General features: G+C 70.4%; 20 protein-coding genes. 19 read left to right on the top strand and 1 reads right to left on the bottom strand.

Annotated elements, in window-relative coordinates:
- Nucleotide 1: 1 nt before the first annotated feature.
- The 7 genes from rplR to map all read left to right on the top strand — a co-directional run bounded on the left by rplR (nucleotide 2) and on the right by map (nucleotide 4,853).
- Nucleotides 2–361, top strand: a complete 360-nt coding sequence (rplR, locus tag ACFVHK_RS06160) for a 50S ribosomal protein L18 (protein WP_129233344.1) — start codon at nucleotides 2–4, stop codon at nucleotides 359–361.
- On the top strand, nucleotides 358–1,053 hold the full coding sequence (rpsE, locus tag ACFVHK_RS06155) for a 30S ribosomal protein S5 (RefSeq protein WP_129233345.1): 696 nt from the start codon (nucleotides 358–360) through the stop codon (nucleotides 1,051–1,053). The genes rplR and rpsE overlap by 4 nt, the downstream gene beginning before the upstream one ends.
- Nucleotides 1,053–1,238 carry a 50S ribosomal protein L30 gene (gene rpmD, locus ACFVHK_RS06150; RefSeq protein WP_129233346.1) on the top strand — a complete coding sequence of 62 codons (186 nt, stop codon included), beginning with the start codon at nucleotides 1,053–1,055 and terminating at the stop codon, nucleotides 1,236–1,238. The genes rpsE and rpmD overlap by 1 nt, the downstream gene beginning before the upstream one ends.
- Nucleotides 1,238–1,942, top strand: coding sequence for a 50S ribosomal protein L15 (gene rplO, locus ACFVHK_RS06145; protein ID WP_376928056.1), 705 nt, complete (start codon nucleotides 1,238–1,240; stop codon nucleotides 1,940–1,942). The genes rpmD and rplO overlap by 1 nt, the downstream gene beginning before the upstream one ends.
- 117 nt (nucleotides 1,943–2,059) lie before the next feature.
- Nucleotides 2,060–3,382: a preprotein translocase subunit SecY gene (gene secY, locus ACFVHK_RS06140; RefSeq protein WP_129233348.1), complete on the top strand. Its 1,323-nt coding sequence runs from the start codon at nucleotides 2,060–2,062 to the stop codon at nucleotides 3,380–3,382.
- On the top strand, nucleotides 3,379–4,014 hold the full coding sequence (locus tag ACFVHK_RS06135) for an adenylate kinase (protein WP_376928055.1): 636 nt from the start codon (nucleotides 3,379–3,381) through the stop codon (nucleotides 4,012–4,014). Before secY ends, ACFVHK_RS06135 begins: the two co-directional genes overlap by 4 nt.
- Before the next feature lie 11 nt (nucleotides 4,015–4,025).
- Complete coding sequence (gene map / locus ACFVHK_RS06130; RefSeq protein WP_376928054.1) at nucleotides 4,026–4,853, top strand: type I methionyl aminopeptidase; 828 nt, start codon at nucleotides 4,026–4,028, stop codon at nucleotides 4,851–4,853.
- 21 nt (nucleotides 4,854–4,874) lie between these two features.
- On the opposite strand, the gene ACFVHK_RS06125 is transcribed toward map, so the two are convergent.
- A complete protein-coding gene (locus tag ACFVHK_RS06125; RefSeq protein WP_376928053.1) occupies nucleotides 4,875–6,791 on the bottom strand; it encodes a BglG family transcription antiterminator in 1,917 nt (638 codons plus the stop codon).
- Between the two features lie 230 nt (nucleotides 6,792–7,021).
- Between ACFVHK_RS06125 and ACFVHK_RS06120 the strand changes: the two genes are divergently transcribed.
- From ACFVHK_RS06120 to rplQ, 12 genes are all read left to right on the top strand, one after another.
- Nucleotides 7,022–7,333: a PTS sugar transporter subunit IIB gene (locus tag ACFVHK_RS06120; protein WP_376928052.1), complete on the top strand. Its 312-nt coding sequence runs from the start codon at nucleotides 7,022–7,024 to the stop codon at nucleotides 7,331–7,333.
- A 91-nt stretch (nucleotides 7,334–7,424) separates the two neighbouring features.
- Nucleotides 7,425–7,691 (top strand): HPr family phosphocarrier protein, encoded by a 267-nt coding sequence (locus ACFVHK_RS06115; RefSeq protein WP_129233352.1) that lies wholly within the window; start codon nucleotides 7,425–7,427, stop codon nucleotides 7,689–7,691.
- 42 nt (nucleotides 7,692–7,733) lie between these two features.
- Nucleotides 7,734–9,419: a phosphoenolpyruvate--protein phosphotransferase gene (ptsP, locus tag ACFVHK_RS06110; protein ID WP_376928051.1), complete on the top strand. Its 1,686-nt coding sequence runs from the start codon at nucleotides 7,734–7,736 to the stop codon at nucleotides 9,417–9,419.
- 18 nt (nucleotides 9,420–9,437) lie between these two features.
- Complete coding sequence (locus tag ACFVHK_RS06105) at nucleotides 9,438–10,970, top strand: PTS mannitol transporter subunit IICB (protein ID WP_376928050.1); 1,533 nt, start codon at nucleotides 9,438–9,440, stop codon at nucleotides 10,968–10,970.
- Nucleotides 10,971–11,135: 165 nt separating this feature from the next.
- Nucleotides 11,136–11,576 carry a PTS sugar transporter subunit IIA gene (locus ACFVHK_RS06100; protein ID WP_376928049.1) on the top strand — a complete coding sequence of 147 codons (441 nt, stop codon included), beginning with the start codon at nucleotides 11,136–11,138 and terminating at the stop codon, nucleotides 11,574–11,576.
- Entirely contained in the window at nucleotides 11,573–12,721 is a 1,149-nt protein-coding gene (locus ACFVHK_RS06095) for a mannitol-1-phosphate 5-dehydrogenase (protein ID WP_376928048.1), read from the top strand. Before ACFVHK_RS06100 ends, ACFVHK_RS06095 begins: the two co-directional genes overlap by 4 nt.
- A 151-nt stretch (nucleotides 12,722–12,872) precedes the next feature.
- Nucleotides 12,873–13,094, top strand: a complete 222-nt coding sequence (gene infA, locus ACFVHK_RS06090) for a translation initiation factor IF-1 (RefSeq protein ID WP_011186713.1) — start codon at nucleotides 12,873–12,875, stop codon at nucleotides 13,092–13,094.
- Between the two features lie 71 nt (nucleotides 13,095–13,165).
- Nucleotides 13,166–13,279: a 50S ribosomal protein L36 gene (gene rpmJ / locus ACFVHK_RS06085; RefSeq protein WP_056734976.1), complete on the top strand. Its 114-nt coding sequence runs from the start codon at nucleotides 13,166–13,168 to the stop codon at nucleotides 13,277–13,279.
- 130 nt (nucleotides 13,280–13,409) lie between these two features.
- Entirely contained in the window at nucleotides 13,410–13,790 is a 381-nt protein-coding gene (gene rpsM, locus ACFVHK_RS06080; RefSeq protein WP_376928047.1) for a 30S ribosomal protein S13, read from the top strand.
- Nucleotides 13,791–13,822: 32 nt separating this feature from the next.
- The gene (rpsK, locus tag ACFVHK_RS06075; RefSeq protein ID WP_022889749.1) at nucleotides 13,823–14,221 is read left to right on the top strand and encodes a 30S ribosomal protein S11; all 399 of its coding nucleotides are present in this window, start codon (nucleotides 13,823–13,825) and stop codon (nucleotides 14,219–14,221) included.
- Between the two features lie 135 nt (nucleotides 14,222–14,356).
- Nucleotides 14,357–15,343, top strand: coding sequence for a DNA-directed RNA polymerase subunit alpha (locus ACFVHK_RS06070; RefSeq protein ID WP_129234455.1), 987 nt, complete (start codon nucleotides 14,357–14,359; stop codon nucleotides 15,341–15,343).
- Nucleotides 15,344–15,389: 46 nt separating this feature from the next.
- Nucleotides 15,390–15,935, top strand: coding sequence for a 50S ribosomal protein L17 (gene rplQ, locus ACFVHK_RS06065; RefSeq protein WP_376928046.1), 546 nt, complete (start codon nucleotides 15,390–15,392; stop codon nucleotides 15,933–15,935).
- Nucleotides 15,936–16,016: the final 81 nt, after the last annotated feature.

The following is a 16,016-nucleotide window of genomic DNA, read 5'->3' as shown; positions in this document are numbered from 1 at the left end:
CATGGCCGTCAAGAGCAAGTCGGCTGCGCGTTCGCGCCGCCACACCCGGCTTCGCAAGAAGATCGTCGGCACCGAGCTGCGTCCCCGTCTCGTGGTGACGCGTTCGGCCCGCCACGTCTTCGTGCAGGTCGTCGACGACAGCAAGGGCCACACCGTGGCATCCGCCTCGACCATGGAGGCAGACCTCCGTGCGTTCGAGGGTGACAAGACCGCCAAGGCGAAGAAGGTCGGCGAGCTCGTCGCCGAGCGCGCGAAGCAGGCCGGCGTCGACTCGGTCGTGTTCGACCGCGGCGGCAACAAGTACGCCGGTCGTGTCGCAGCGATCGCCGACGGAGCGCGAGAGGCAGGACTGAGCCTGTGAGCGAAAACACTGTGAAGGAGACCGAGGTGGCCGCAGAGGCACCCGTCGAGACGGCAGCTTCCTCGGAGCCGCCGCGCAACGAGCGCGAGGGCCGCCGTGGCGGCCGCGACCGCGGCCAGGGCCGCGACCGTCGCGATCGCGACGCCGAGAAGAGCCAGTTCCTCGAGCGCGTCGTCACCATCAACCGCGTGTCGAAGGTCGTCAAGGGCGGCCGTCGCTTCAGCTTCACGGCGCTCGTCGTCGTGGGTGACGGCAACGGCCTCGTCGGCGTCGGCTACGGCAAGGCGCGCGAGGTGCCGACCGCGATCTCGAAGGGCGTCGAGGAGGCGAAGAAGAACTTCTTCCGCGTCCCGCGCGTCGGCGCGTCCATCCCGCACCCCGTTCAGGGCGAGGCGGCCGCCGGTGTGGTGCTCCTGCGCCCGGCCGGCCCCGGTACCGGTGTCATCGCCGGTGGTCCGGTCCGCGCCGTGCTCGAGTGCGCCGGCATCCACGACGTCCTGAGCAAGTCGCTCGGTTCGTCGAACACCATCAACATCGTGCACGCCACGGTCGAGGCGCTGAAGCAGCTCGAGGAGCCGCGCGCGGTCGCCGCACGTCGTGGTCTCGACTACGACCAGGTCGCGCCGGCCCGCCTGCTGCGTGCCGAGGCCCAGGCGGCCGAGGCCGCCGCAGCAGCGAAGGCAGGTGCCTGATGGCCAAGCAGCTCAAGGTGACCCAGATCAAGTCCAAGGTGAGCGAGAAGCAGAACCAGCGCGACACGCTGCGCAGCCTCGGTCTCAAGAAGATCGGCCAGAGCGTCGTTCGCGAGGACACCCCCCAGGTGCGCGGCTACGTGAACACGGTCGCCCACCTCGTGACGGTTGAGGAGATCGACTAATGGCTGACGAGACGAAGGACGTCGCCGCCGAGGAGACCCCGAAGAAGGCTCCCGCGAAGAAGGCCGCTGCCAAGCCGGCTGCCGAGAAGAAGGCCGCTGCCAAGCCGGCTGCCGAGAAGAAGGCCGCTGCCAAGCCGGCTGCCGAGAAGAAGGCTCCGGCCAAGGCCGCCGCCAAGGCCGACGACGCGAAGGCCGAGAAGGCCCCCGCGAAGAAGGCCCCGGCGAAGAAGGCTCCGGCCAAGAAGGAGTCCGAGGACGTCGTGCGCGAGCCCGTCCTCAAGGTGCACCACCTTCGCCCGGCGCCCGGCGCCAAGAAGGACCGCACCCGCGTGGGTCGCGGTGAGGGCTCGAAGGGCAAGACCGCCGGTCGCGGCACGAAGGGCACCAAGGCCCGCAACACCGTGCGCCCCGGCTTCGAGGGCGGCCAGCTTCCGTACCACATGCGTGCGCCGAAGCTCCGCGGCTTCAAGAACCCGTTCCGCGTCGAGTACCAGGTGGTCAACCTGGACAAGCTCGCCGAGCTCTACCCGAAGGGCGGCGACGTCACCGTCGCCGACCTGGTGGCCAAGGGTGCCGTCCGCAAGAACGAGCGCGTCAAGGTGCTCGGCAACGGCGACATCCAGGTGAAGCTCAACGTCGCGGTCGACAAGGTCTCCGGCTCCGCAGAGCAGAAGATCGTCGCCGCCGGCGGTTCGGTCAAGTAAGGCCGCTGCACCACACACGGAATTCGAGCCTGTCGGGACCTCGCGTATGATTCACGGGGGTCTCGACAGGCTCGAGCCGCATTCATACTGACTGCGGCGTCAGTAACAGGAGGACGAGTGTTCAACGCCATCGGGCGGATCTTCCGCACCCCCGACCTTCGCCGGAAGATCGGTTTCACGCTGGGCATCATCGCCCTGTTCCGCCTCGGCTCGTTCATCCCGGCGCCGTTCGTGGACTTCGGCAACGTCCAGCAGTGCCTGGCGGCGAACCAGGGTGCGTCCGGCCTCTACGAGCTCGTCAACCTCTTCTCCGGCGGCGCGCTCCTCCAGCTGTCGGTCTTCGCGCTGGGCATCATGCCGTACATCACGGCGTCGATCATCGTGCAGCTGCTGCGCGTGGTCATCCCCCACTTCGAGACCCTCTACAAGGAGGGCCAGTCCGGCCAGGCGCGACTCACGCAGTACACGCGCTACCTGACGATCGCGCTCGGCGTCCTCCAGTCGACGACGCTCATCACCGTGGCCCGCTCGGGCGCGCTGTTCCCGGCGAACTCCGACCCCGCGTGCTCGCAGCTCATCACGAACGACGCGTGGTACGCGATCCTCCTCATGGTCGTCACGATGACCGCCGGCACCGGCCTCATCATGTGGATGGGCGAGCTCGTCACCGAGCGCGGCGTCGGCAACGGCATGTCGCTGCTCATCTTCACCTCGATCGCCGCGACCTTCCCGACCTCCCTGTGGGGCATCGGCGTCGCCCGCGGCTGGGACGTCTTCGCACTCGTGCTGGCGATCGGCCTGCTCGTGGTCGTGGCCGTCGTCTTCGTCGAGCAGTCGCAGCGCCGAGTACCGGTCCAGTACGCCAAGCGCATGGTCGGGCGCCGCACCTACGGCGGCAACAACACCTACATCCCGATCAAGGTGAACATGGCCGGCGTCGTGCCCGTCATCTTCGCCTCCTCGCTGCTGTACCTGCCGGCGCTCATCGCGCAGTTCAACCAGCCCGCAGCCGGCGAGGAGCCGCAGGCCTGGGTCGTGTGGATCACGAACTACCTGACGCAGGGCGATCACCCGCTCTACATGCTGCTGTACTTCCTCCTCATCGTCGGCTTCACGTACTTCTACGTGGCGATCACGTTCAACCCCGACGACGTCGCCGAGAACATGAAGAAGTACGGCGGCTTCATCCCCGGCATCCGCGCGGGCCGTCCGACCGCCGAGTACCTCGACTACGTCCTCACCCGCATCACGCTGCCGGGCTCGATCTACCTCGGCCTCATCGCACTGCTGCCGCTCGTCGCGTTCTCGTGGTTCGGCGCGAACCAGAACTTCCCGTTCGGCGGCGCGTCGATCCTCATCATCGTGGGCGTCGGCCTCGAGACCGTGAAGCAGATCGACGCCCAGCTCCAGCAGCGCCACTACGAAGGACTCCTCCGATGACGCAGACCCCCTCCGCCCGGTTCCTCATCGTCGGTCCGCAGGGCTCGGGCAAGGGCACGCAGGGCGTGCTCGTCGCCGAGGCCTTCGGCGTCCCGCAGGTCGCCACCGGCGACATCTTCCGCGAGAACGTCAAGGGCGGCACCGAGCTCGGCAAGCGCGTCCAGGCGATCATCGAGGCCGGCGACCTCGTCCCCGACGAGCTGACGAGCGAGCTGGTCCGCGACCGGCTCGAGCAGCCGGATGCCGCGCGCGGCTTCCTCCTCGACGGGTACCCGCGCAACCGCGGTCAGGTCGACGACCTCGAGGCGTTCCTCTCGGGTCGAGGCGAGTCGCTCGACGCGGTCGTCGAGCTCGTGGTCCCGCGCGAGGAGTCGATCACCCGACTCCGTCAGCGCGCGATCGACCAGGGCCGCACGGATGACACGGAGGAGGTCATCGCGAACCGCCTCGCGATCTACGAGCGCGAGACGGCTCCGATCCTCGACGTGTACCGCGAGAAGGACCTCGTCGTCCGCGTCGACGGCGTCGGCACGCTCGACGAGGTCACGGAGCGCATCTTCGCCGCACTCGCGACGCGCGGCCTCGAGCCGAACGGCAGCGACGCGCACGGTCGCAACGCCGGCGCAGCCTGACGGCGCGCCGCGTGTTCGGCCGCCTGAAGCTCAAGACGCCGGCCGAGCTGCGTGCCATGGTCCCCGCGGGCGAGGCGACCGCGGCGCTGCTCTCCGCAGCGCGTGAGCGACTCGTCGTCGGCGCCGCCCCGCTCGACCTCGACGCCGCGGCCGACGAGGTGATCCGCGCCCGCGGCGGCCGCTCGAACTTCCGCCTCGTCCCGGGCTACTCGCACACGCTCTGCGTGTCGGTCGACGACGACGTCGTGCACGGGATCCCCGGCGCGCGGCCGTTCCGACCCGGTGACATCGTGTCGGTCGACGGCGGCGTCGAGATCGGCGGCTGGAACGGCGACGCCGCGTTCACGGTCGTCCTGCACGACCCCGGCCGGCCCGACGTGGTGCTCGCCCGCGAGCGGCTCGCGGAAGCGGCCGAGCGGTCGTTGTGGGCCGGCATCGCCGCGCTCGCCTCGGCCCGCCACCTGAACGAGGTCGGCGAGGCGATCGAGGCGTCCGTCGAGGCGTCGGGCGAGTACGGCATCATCGAGGGCTACGGCGGCCACGGCATCGGCCGTGCGATGCACGAGGAGCCGTCGGTCTACAACCACGCGGTCCGCGGTCGCGGGCCGCGGGTGCGCCCGGGACTCGTCGTGGCGATCGAGCCGATGATCACGTCGGGCGACCCCGCGACGTTCGTCCGCGAGGACGGCTGGACCGTCGCGACGGCGGACGGCGGGGACGGCGCGCACGTCGAGCACAGCGTCGCCGTGCACGCCGACGGGATCTGGGTGCTCACCGCTCCCGACGGCGGAGCCGCGGGGCTCGCGGGACACGGCGTGCGGCCGGTGCCGATCGCCTGACCGGCCGCGGCGCGGCATCCGTCAGGTCGTCATGAGGCCGGACAGCTCGGCCAGCAGCCCGGGGTAGTCGGTCGCCCCCCGGACGAGCCGGCGCACGTTCTCCGGCTCGGAGAACGCCTCGACGAACTGGTCGAAGACCGACTGGAACTCCGCGCGGCCGTCTTCCGCGAACGCGATCAGCGCGACGACGTGCACGTTCGCCTCGCCCCATTCGATCGCCCGCTCGTCGATCGCGATGGCGATCGCGCTCCGGGTGGCCGTCATCGTCATCGCGTGGGGCACGGCGAGCAGGTCGGTGAACGCGGTCGACGACATCCGTTCGCGTTCGAGGGCGCCCTGCACGTAGGCGTCGTCGATGACGCCCGCATCGATGAGGCGATCACCGAGCAGGCGGATCACCGCCTCGCGATCGCGTCCGCCGACCCCCCGCACGAAGAGCTCGGGCCCGATCGAGTGGGACAGCGTCGACGCCAGCCGTGCTCGCCGACGGCCGCGCCGGAGACGCGCGACCTCCGCGCGCACCCGATCGACGTCGTCGTCCGTCGGGAAGGGCGCGACCGTGATGACGGCGGGCATCGGCGAGTCCGGCGGGAGCACAGCGACCACGAGGTCGGCCTCGTCGGGTTCGTCGTCGACCAGGTCGACCTCGTCGCCCAGGGCGTTCCGCAGGCGCTCCACGAGCAGCTCGCGGGCGTCGTGGTACTCGGGGACGTCGACGGCCACGCGGACGACGTCGCCCCGCGACCGGGTGCGCTCGAGCTGTGCGCCGAGGTGCATCGCGAGGTACGCGATCTCGTCGTCGTTCACCGTGATGCCCTCGAGCCGGGCGAGCTCGCTGGCGAGGTAGACCGCGAGGTCGTAGATCAGCGGGTACGCGGACTTGATGGAGGCGGTGAGCGGGTTGCGCGAGTAGCTCTGTTCGGCGGCCCGGGCGGCCAGGTTCTCGACGTGCAGGGCGAGGCGCTCGATGAACCGGTCGTCGCCGAGTTCGACGAGCCACTCCCGCGAGATGCGCGCGACGATCTCGCGGACGACCGCCTCGCGGGCGGGGCCCTGCTGGGACGTCGCGACGCGCGTGCCGACGAGCCGTGCGAGGTGCTCGAGCTCCGCGGGCGGGAGGCGCACGTCGAACTCCGCGCGCACGAGGCGGTCGAGGAGCACGGAGAGCGCCGCGGGCGCCGAGGCGGCGGTGGCGGCGGCTCCGTCCTCCGCTCCGGCGTCGGGTGCCCCCGATGCGGCGGGGGCGGTCGCGGATGTCGCGGCGTCCTCCGCTTCGACGAGCACGCGATCCCGACCGACCCGATCGAGCGCGATCGCGACGTGCAGCAGCACGTCGTCGAGCGCGTACTCGTTCGGAGCGTACCCGGCCTCGCGGAGACCCGAGACGAGCGAGGAGCGGAAGCCCTCCATGGACGGGAACCCGGCGCGCAGCGACGACAGGTCGCGGATGCCTCGTCGTCCCTCCTCGCGCACGAGCGATCCGAGGAGCCGGCGCATCGCCGTCTCGGGGCCCGCGATCCGGACCCTGCTGCCGTCGCGCACGAGCGCGAGGCCGGTGTTCTGGAGGCGTGCGCGGACGCGCCCGAGGTCCGCCTCCACCGTCGACTCGCTCACGTGCGCCTCGGAGGCGACGTCGTGCACGTCGAGTCCGTCGCGGGCGTCGACGAGGTCGCGGATGAGGCGGGCACGCCGGCCGTCGGGCGTGGCCGTGGCCTCGGCGTCCGAGCGGGCGTGGAGGACCCGAGCCCAGGCGGTGCGGTCCAGGCGGTAGCCGTCGGGTCCGGACTCGACGACCATCTCGCCCGTGCGATTCGCCTGCGCGACGTAGGAGCGGACGGTGCGGGCGGAGACTCCGAGCCGGTCGGCGAGTCGGGCGGCCGTGACCGGGGCGCCGTCGTCGGCGAGGACCTCGACCAGACGCTCCCAGTTGTCCGACACCTTCAGCCCCGCTCCGAATCCTCTCCGCCGCGGCGCGCACGTTCGTCGGGCGGGTGCAGCCCAGTCAACCACCTGCCGGGCGGCCGGGGGAGCGGATGCGACGCATCTTCCGGGGGTGCGGAAGCGGATCTGTTGGCGGCACCGGGCCGCTCGGGAGCAGACTCGGCATGTTCGCGGCTTCCCGCCGTGACCGATCGAAGAGGACCGGGCAAGGCTCGGCGAGGAGGCCGATGATGCGGATCGTCGTGGTGTGCGGGGCGGGTGCGTCGAGCACCTTCGCCGCGCTGCGCATCCGCCGGGCCGCCGAGGCGCGCGGCATCGCCGCCGACGTCCGGGCTGCCGGCGAGCAGACCCTCGCCGATGCGCTCGACGGCGCCGACGCGCTGCTCGTGGGCGTGCACCTCGTGCCGAGGCTCGACGCACTCGAGCAACTGGCGACCGCGGCATCCGTGCCCGTCGCCGTGCTGCCCGGCGAGACCCGCGCGCTCGACGGCGACGCAGCGCTCGACCTCGCGATCGCGATCATCGGAGCCCGAGCATGAACACGCCCACGCCGCGCAAGCCCGTTCCCTCCGCGCACGCACGGGTCTATGGTGAACACGGGAACGGACGCCAGCGACGGAGGCCGGAGACATGGTGGAACGCACTGTTCGAGTCGGATCGAGTCACGGACTGCACGCCAGGCCGGCGAAGCTGTTCACGCAGGCCGCCGCTGCATCCGGGGCGAGCGTCACGATCGCGAAGGCGGGAGGCGCTCCCGTCAACGCGGCGAGCATCCTGGCCGTCATCGCGCAGGGCATCGACCACGGCGACGAGGTCACCGTGGCCGTCGACGGCGGCGACGAGCAGCGCGTGCTCGACGAGCTCGTCGAGCTGCTCAGCACCGATCACGACGAGTAGCCTGCAGCGTCCGTCCTCGATCGAACCGAATGGGGAGGGCGAATGATGGAGTTCAGAGGCACCGGCATCGGCCAGGGTGTGGCCGTCGGACCGGTCGTACGGATGTCCGAGCGGCTGCCGGAACCGGTGGATCGACCGAGCCACCTGGACCCGGCCCGCGAGGAGGAGCGAGCCCGCGCGTCGGTCTCGGTCGTCGCGGACGACCTGCAGCGCAAGGGCGCTCAGGCGGGCGGTGCCGCGCAGGACGTGCTCGAGGCGCAGGCCATGATGGCCGAGGACCCGACGCTCATGGACGACGTCGTGAAGCGGCTGGCCGACGGCAAGACCGCCGAGCGCGCCGTGTTCGAGGCGTTCGCCGCGTTCCGTGACCTGCTGACGTCGATGGGCGGCTACATGGGCGAGCGCGCCGCCGACCTCGACGACGTGTCGCAGCGCGTGGTGGCGCACCTGCTGAAGGTGCCCGCGCCGGGCGTGCCCAATCCGGGCCATCCGTTCGTGCTCGTCGCCCGCGACCTCGCGCCGGCCGACACGGCGCTCCTCGACCTCACGCAGGTGCTCGGGCTCATCACGATCGACGGCGGCCCCACCTCGCACACCGCGATCCTCGCTCGTGAGAAGTCCATCGTGGCGGTGGTGGGCGCAGCGGATGCCGCGAGCCTCGCCGACGGCGACACCGTGATCGTCGACGCCGAGAACGACCTCGTCGTCTCCTCGCCCGCGCCGGACGCCGTCGCAGCGGCGAAGGAGCGCATCGCGGAGCGCGCTGCGCGTGCCGCCGCGCCGGTCACGCCGGGCGCACTCGCCGACGGCACGGCCGTGCCGCTGCTCGCGAACCTCGGCTCGGCCGACGGCGCGGCCGGCGCGATCGAACTCGGCGCCGAGGGCGTCGGGCTCTTCCGCACCGAGTTCCTGTTCCTGGACTCCGACCGCGCGCCGAGCGTGAGCGAGCAGCAGGACCAGTACACGCGCATGCTGTCGGCGTTCGCCGGCAAGAAGGTCGTCGTGCGGGTGCTCGACGCCGGCGCGGACAAGCCGCTGTCGTTCCTCAACGACGCCGAGGAGGAGAACCCGGCACTCGGACTCCGCGGCATCCGGGCGCTGCGGCACGCCGAGGTCATCCTGCGCGAGCAGCTCACCGCGCTCGCCGCGGCCGACGCCGCGACCGACGCCGACCTCTGGGTCATGGCCCCGATGATCGCGACGGTCGATGAGACCCGGTACTTCACGGAGCTCTGCCATGAGCTGGGACTCAAGACCTCCGGGGTCATGGTCGAGACGCCCTCGGCGGCGCTGATCGCCGACCGGGTGCTCGAGGTCGCCGACTTCGCATCGATCGGCACCAACGACCTCACCCAGTACACGATGGCCGCCGACCGGCTGCTCGGCACGGTCGCGAACCTGCAGGACCCGTGGGCGCCCGCCGTGCTGCGGCTGGTCGCCGAGGTCGGCGCCGCCGGCGGACGGCTCGGCAGGCCCGTCGGGATCTGCGGCGAGGCCGCCGCCGACCCGCTCCTCGCCGTGGTCCTCGTGGGACTCGGCGCCACCACCCTGTCGATGTCGCCATCGGCACTCGCAGACGTCCGCGCCTCCCTCGCGCGGTACACCCGGGAGGATGCCGAGCGCATCGCCCGGGCAGCCTTGGCCGCGGAGGGAGCGGTCGAGGCGAAGCAGGCGGCGAAAGAGGCCGCCGAATCCGCACCCACCCCCACCGGCACGACCGTGCCGTGACCCAGCACTGGAGGCATCATGACGACGACGTCAGCTGAGGCGAAGCGACCGGGAGGAGCCCGGGTCGCCGTCCAGCGATTCGGAACCTTCCTCAGCGGCATGATCATGCCGAACATCGCGGCATTCATCGCCTGGGGCTTCATCACCGCGCTCTTCATTCAGGTCGGACCGTTCCCGATCCCCGAGATCGGCGGGTTCCCGAGCCCCGACGGCACGGAGAACATCGGCCTCGTCGGCCCGATGATCACCTACCTGCTGCCGCTGCTCATCGCGAACATGGGCGGCCGCATGGTCTACGACACCCGCGGAGGCGTGGTCGGCACCATCGCGACCGTCGGCGTCATCGTCGGCGCGGGTATCCCGATGTTCATCGGCGCCATGATCATGGGGCCGCTCGCGGCGTGGATCATGAAGCAGATCGACCGCCTGTGGGAGGGCAAGATCAAGGCCGGCTTCGAGATGCTGGTCAACAACTTCTCCGCCGGCATCGTCGCCATGCTGCTCGCCCTGGTCGGCTTCTACGCGTTCGCGCCGGCCGTCGAGGCCGTGAGCAACGGCCTCGAGGCTGCGGTGAACTGGCTGGTCCTCGCGGGCCTGCTGCCCCTCGTGTCGATCCTCGTCGAGCCCGGCAAGATCCTCTTCCTGAACAACGCCATCAACCACGGCGTGTTCACGCCGCTCGGCGTGCAGCAGTCGGAGGAGACGGGCAAGTCGATCCTGTTCCTCATCGAGGCGAACCCCGGCCCCGGCCTCGGCATCCTGCTCGCATTCGCGATCTTCGGTGTCGGCCTCGCCCGTGCGAGCGCCCCTGGCGCGATCATCATCCAGTTCCTGGGTGGCATCCACGAGATCTACTTCCCGTACGTGCTGATGAAGCCGCTGCTCGTCATCGCGGCCATCGCGGGAGGCATGACGGGCGTGGCGACGAACGTCCTGTTCTCGAGCGGCCTCCGCGCCCCCGCGGCGCCGGGCAGCATCTTCGCGGTGCTCATCCAGACCGCCTCCGACAGCTACGTCGGCGTCATCCTCTCGGTGGTCCTCGCGGCGACGGTCTCGTTCGTGATCTCCGCGATCATCCTCCGGGCGAGCCGCAAGCGCGACCTCGAGAAGGAGAACGCCGGCGACCTCTCGGCGGCGATCGCGCAGACCCAGGCCAACAAGGGCAAGGATTCGGGCGTGCTCTCCGGCCTCCAGGCCGAGGGCGTCGCGGCCGGCGGCGGCCTCATCGCCGAGGGCGAGCAGGCGGCGTTCGAGCACAAGCCGATCCACTCGATCATCTTCGCCTGCGACGCGGGCATGGGTTCGAGCGCGATGGGCGCGACCGTCCTGAGGAACAAGATCAAGAAGGCGGGCATCGACAGCGTCACGGTCACCAACAAGGCGATCGCGAACCTGCGCGACGACGTCGACCTGGTCATCACCCACCAGGACCTCACCGAGCGGGCGAAGCTGCAGTCGCCGAGCGCCCTGCACGTGTCCGTCGAGAACTTCATGAACTCGCCGAAGTACGACGAGATCGTGAACCTCCTCGAGTCGGAGGGCGTCCGCTGACGACCCCACCCGACGGATGACGCGACGCCCGAGGCGCGGCCCCACCCCCGTGTGGCGGTCGCGGCTCGGGCGGTCGCGTCATCCGGCCCGCGGCTCGTGCGCCGCGCACGGGCATCACGCCTCCCGACCACGAACCACGAAGCCCTGAGGAAGAAGGAGCCACCCATGACCGACCAGATCCTTTCGCCCGGCGACGTCCGCCTGGCCCCCGGCTCGGCGACCCGCGACGAGGCCATCCGGGCCGCCGGTGCGATCCTCGTCGAGGCGGGGGCGGTGCGCCCGGAGTACGTCGACTCGATGCTCGAGCGCGAGGGCAGCGTCTCGACGTACATGGGCAACTGGCTCGCCATCCCGCACGGCACGAACGACGCGAAGGACCAGATCCTCCGCTCCGCGCTCTCCTTCATCCGCTACGACGAACCCGTCGACTGGGGCGGCGAGGAGGCGCGGTTCGTGGTCGGCATCGCCGGTATCGGCGACGAGCACCTCGAGATCCTCTCGAAGATCGCGATGATCTTCTCCGACGAGGACGAGGTCGGCAAGCTCCTCGCCGCGGGATCCTCCGACGAGCTCGTCGCGCTCCTCGACGAGGTGAACGACTCGTGAAGGCCGTCCACTTCGGCGCCGGCAACATCGGCCGCGGCTTCATCGGGCTGCTGCTCCACGACGCCGGGTACGAGCTCGTCTTCGCCGACGTGAACGCCGAGCTGATCGATGCGCTCGCGGCATCCGACCACTACACCGTGCACGAGGTCGGAGTCGGCGCGCGCGACCTCGTCGTCGACCGCTATCGGGCGGTCAACAGCCAGACGGATGCCGCGGCCCTGGCCGCCGAGCTCGCCGACGCCGACGTGCTCACCACGGCCGTCGGGCCGAACATCCTGCGCTTCATCGCGCCGCACGTGGTGCAGGCGTTGCGCGACCGTGCGCCCGACGCCCCGCCGCTGGCGGTCATGGCGTGCGAGAACGCGATCGACGCGACGAGCATGCTGCGCGAGGAGACCCGCCACCTCGCCGGACCGGACGAGTGGCTCGAGCTCGAGCGGCGCGCGGTCTTCGCGAACACCGCCGTCGATCGCATCGTGCCGGGCCAGCCGGAGGGAGCCGGCCTCGACGTGACCGTCGAGACGTTCTCGGAATGGGCGATCGAGGAGCCGCCGTTCGGCGATGCGCCGCCCGTGATCCCGGGTGCGCACTTCGTCGATCGGCTCGGGCCGTACATCGAGCGGAAGCTGTTCACGGTCAACACGGGGCACGCGTCGACCGCGTACTTCGGGTTCCTCGCCGGACACGAGCGGATCGCCGAGGCCCTCGCCGATGCGTCGGTCGCCGACCGCGTCGAGCGCGTGCTGCACGAGACGTCCGCCCTGATCGTGGCCAAGCACGGCTTCGGTGCGGGCGAGATGGCCGAGTACCGGGAGGTCATCCTGGGGCGCTTCCGCAACGAGGCGCTCCCGGACACGGTGGAGCGGGTGGGCCGCCAGCCGCTTCGGAAGCTCTCGCGGCGCGAGCGGTTCATCGCGCCCGCGGCCGAGCTGGCCGAGCGGGGGCTCCCGGTCGACGCGCTGCTCGCCGCCGTGGAAGCGGCGCTGGGCTTCGACGTGCCGGCCGACCCGGAGAGCGTCGAGCTCCAGGAGCGCCTGGCGACGGATGCCGCGCCGACGTTCGTGCGCGAGGTGTGCGGGATCGAGCCGGGGCATCCGCTCCACGACCGCCTCGTCGAGGTCGTCGAGCGCCGCACCGCAAGCTGACACGCGGCCCGAGTGGCGAATCGCGACCGATTCGCCTATAGTTGATCCTTGGTGTTCTGCACACCTGCTTCGGCATGCCCGATGGGTCCTGCCGGGGTCGTGCATCATCATCGCACGACCGACAACCCAAACCCCAAGCGATAGTGAGGCTATGGCCAAGAAAGACGGCGTCATCGAGATCGAAGGCTCGGTCATCGAGGCACTCCCGAACGCGATGTTCCGGGTGGAGCTGACCAACGGGCACAAGGTGCTCGCCCACATCTCCGGAAAGATGCGCCAGCACTACATCCGCATCCTCCCCGAGGACCGCGTGATCGTGGAGCTGAGCCCGTACGACCTGACGCGCGGCCGCATCGTCTACCGCTACAAGTAAGGGCTGTTCGGAAAGTAACGACCCGTGGCATCCCGCGGGTACGAGGACAGCGAGAAAAAGGAACAACGACTGTGAAGGTCAACCCCAGCGTCAAGCGCATCTGCGACAAGTGCAAGGTCATCCGCCGCCACGGCCGCGTCATGGTGATCTGCGAGAACCCGCGCCACAAGCAGCGCCAGGGCTAGTCCCGCGCCGACGCAACTCGATACCGGCACACCCACGAACCCGCGCTGAGGCGCGGGGGACACCCTCGGACGGAGGCCGAGGCACCGGGAGTGCTCCACACCTCCGACACATCCAACAGGAGAAGCCACCATGGCACGTCTGGCAGGAGTCGACATCCCGCGCGAGAAGCGCGTGGAGATCGCACTGACCTACATCTACGGCGTCGGCCGTACCCGCGCGCTGGAGACGCTCGCGGCGACCGGCATCGACGGGAACATCCGCGTCAAGGACCTCAGCGACGAGCAGCTCGTCGCGCTCCGCGACCACATCGAGGGGACCTACAAGGTCGAGGGCGACCTCCGCCGCGAGGTCGCCGCCGACATCCGCCGCAAGGTCGAGATCGGCTCCTACGAGGGCATCCGCCACCGCCGCGGTCTTCCGGTCCGTGGTCAGCGCACCAAGACCAACGCTCGTACCCGCAAGGGACCGAAGCGCACCGTCGCCGGCAAGAAGAAGCCCGGCCGCAAGTAACCGCTCGCGCCAAGATCTAGGAGATTTCGACAATGGCAGCACCCAAGGCGGCGACTCGCAAGCCGCGCAAGAAGGAAAAGAAGAACATCGCCGTGGGCCAGGCCCACATCAAGTCGACGTTCAACAACACCATCGTGTCGATCACCGACACGAACGGTGCCGTGATCAGCTGGGCCTCCTCCGGTGGCGTCGGCTTCAAGGGCTCGCGCAAGTCGACCCCGTTCGCCGCACAGCTCGCCGCCGAGTCGGCCGCCCGCCAGGCGCAGGAGCACGGCATGAAGAAGGTCGACGTCTTCGTCAAGGGCCCGGGCTCGGGACGTGAGACCGCGATCCGCTCGCTCCAGGCCGCGGGCCTCGAGGTCGGCAGCATCAACGACGTGACGCCCCAGGCGCACAACGGCTGCCGCCCGCCGAAGCGCCGCCGCGTCTAGTTCTTCGAGCCGTCGATCGGAGGGCGCCGCCTCGCGCGCGCCCTCCGGTCGGCGGGTTCCCGTTCTCTCTACAACTCAAGATCCTCGAACTCGCAGGTGTCATATAGCGGACACCCTGCCGAAAGGAATCACACCGTGCTGATCGCACAGCGTCCGACGCTCACCGAAGAGAACATCTCGGAGTTCCGTTCGCGTTTCGTGATCGAGCCCCTCGAGCCGGGCTTCGGTTACACCCTGGGGAACTCGCTCCGTCGCACCCTCCTCTCCTCGATCCCCGGCGCCGCCGTGACGAGCATCCGCATCGACGGCGTGCTCCACGAGTTCTCGACCGTCCCGGGCGTGAAGGAGGATGTCACCGAGATCATCCTCAACATCAAGAACCTGGTCGTCTCCAGCGAGCACGACGAGCCGATCACGGCGTACCTGCGCAAGCAGGGTTCCGGTGAGGTCACCGCCGCCGACATCTCCGCTCCGGCGGGCGTCGAGGTGCACAACCCCGAGCTGGTCATCGCGACCCTCAACGACTCGGCGAAGTTCGAGCTCGAGCTCACCATCGAGCGCGGCCGCGGCTACGTCTCGGCCAGCCAGAACCGCAACGAGTACTCCGAGGCGGGCCAGATCCCGGTCGACTCGATCTACTCGCCGGTCCTGAAGGTGACCTACCGCGTCGAGGCGACCCGTGCCGGTGAGCGCACCGACTTCGACCGCCTCGTGGTCGACGTCGAGTCCAAGCCCGCGATCTCGCCGCGCGACGCCATCGCGTCGGCGGGCCGCACGCTCGTCGAGCTCTTCGGCCTCGCCCGCGAGCTCAACAGCGCCGCCGAGGGCATCGAGATCGGCCCCGCGCCGGTCGACGCCGTGCTCTCGAGCGAGCTGTCGATCCCGATCGAGGACCTCGACCTGTCGGTCCGCTCGTACAACTGCCTGAAGCGCGAGGGCATCAACACGGTGTCCGAGCTCGTGGCCCTGTCGGAGTCGCAGCTGATGAACATCCGCAACTTCGGCCAGAAGTCGGTCGACGAGGTCAAGGACAAGCTCACCGAGATGGGCCTCTCGCTCAAGGACTCGGTCCCCGGCTTCGACGGCGCCCACTTCTACACGGGCTTCGACGACGAGAACTAGCAGGCCACGGGCCGCACCAACCCCACACCACTGGAGATAACGAACCATGCCGAAGCCCACGAAGGGCCCCCGCCTCGGAGGCGGACCCGCGCACGAGCGCCTGCTGCTCGCGAACCTCGCCGCTGCGCTGTTCACGCACAAGCGGATCACCACGACCGAGACCAAGGCCAAGCGCCTCCGTCCGTTCGCCGAGCGCCTGGTGACCTTCGCCAAGCGCGGCGACCTGCACGCGCGCCGTCGCGTGCTCGCCGTGATCGGCGACAAGTCGGTCGTCCACGAGCTGTTCGCGGTCATCGCGCCGCAGGTCGCCGACCGTGAGGGCGGCTACACCCGCATCACCAAGATCGGCAACCGCAAGGGCGACAACGCCCCGATGGCCGTCATCGAGCTCGTCCTCGACCCGGTCGAGCCGAAGCAGCGCGCCGCGAAGCCGGCCGCCGCCGAGGCGCCCGCCGACGAGGCCCCGGCCGAGACGCCCGAGGCCGAGGTGACCGAGGCCGAGGCCGCGGTCGACGAGGCCGCCGGCGCCGAGGCGTCGGAGGAGTCGGCCGAGGCTCCCGCAGAGGAGACCGAGGCCGCCGAGGCGAAGTAGCCCCGCGCACCACGCACCCGGAGCCCCCGCAGCGATCGCTGCGGGGGCTCCGTGCGTTCGCGTCACGCGACCGCACGCACC

The organism is Agromyces binzhouensis (assembly GCF_042672355.1).
In the GTDB taxonomy this organism is placed as follows: Bacteria; Actinomycetota; Actinomycetes; order Actinomycetales; family Microbacteriaceae; genus Agromyces; species Agromyces binzhouensis.
This window is presented reverse-complemented; position numbering and strand designations above follow the sequence as displayed.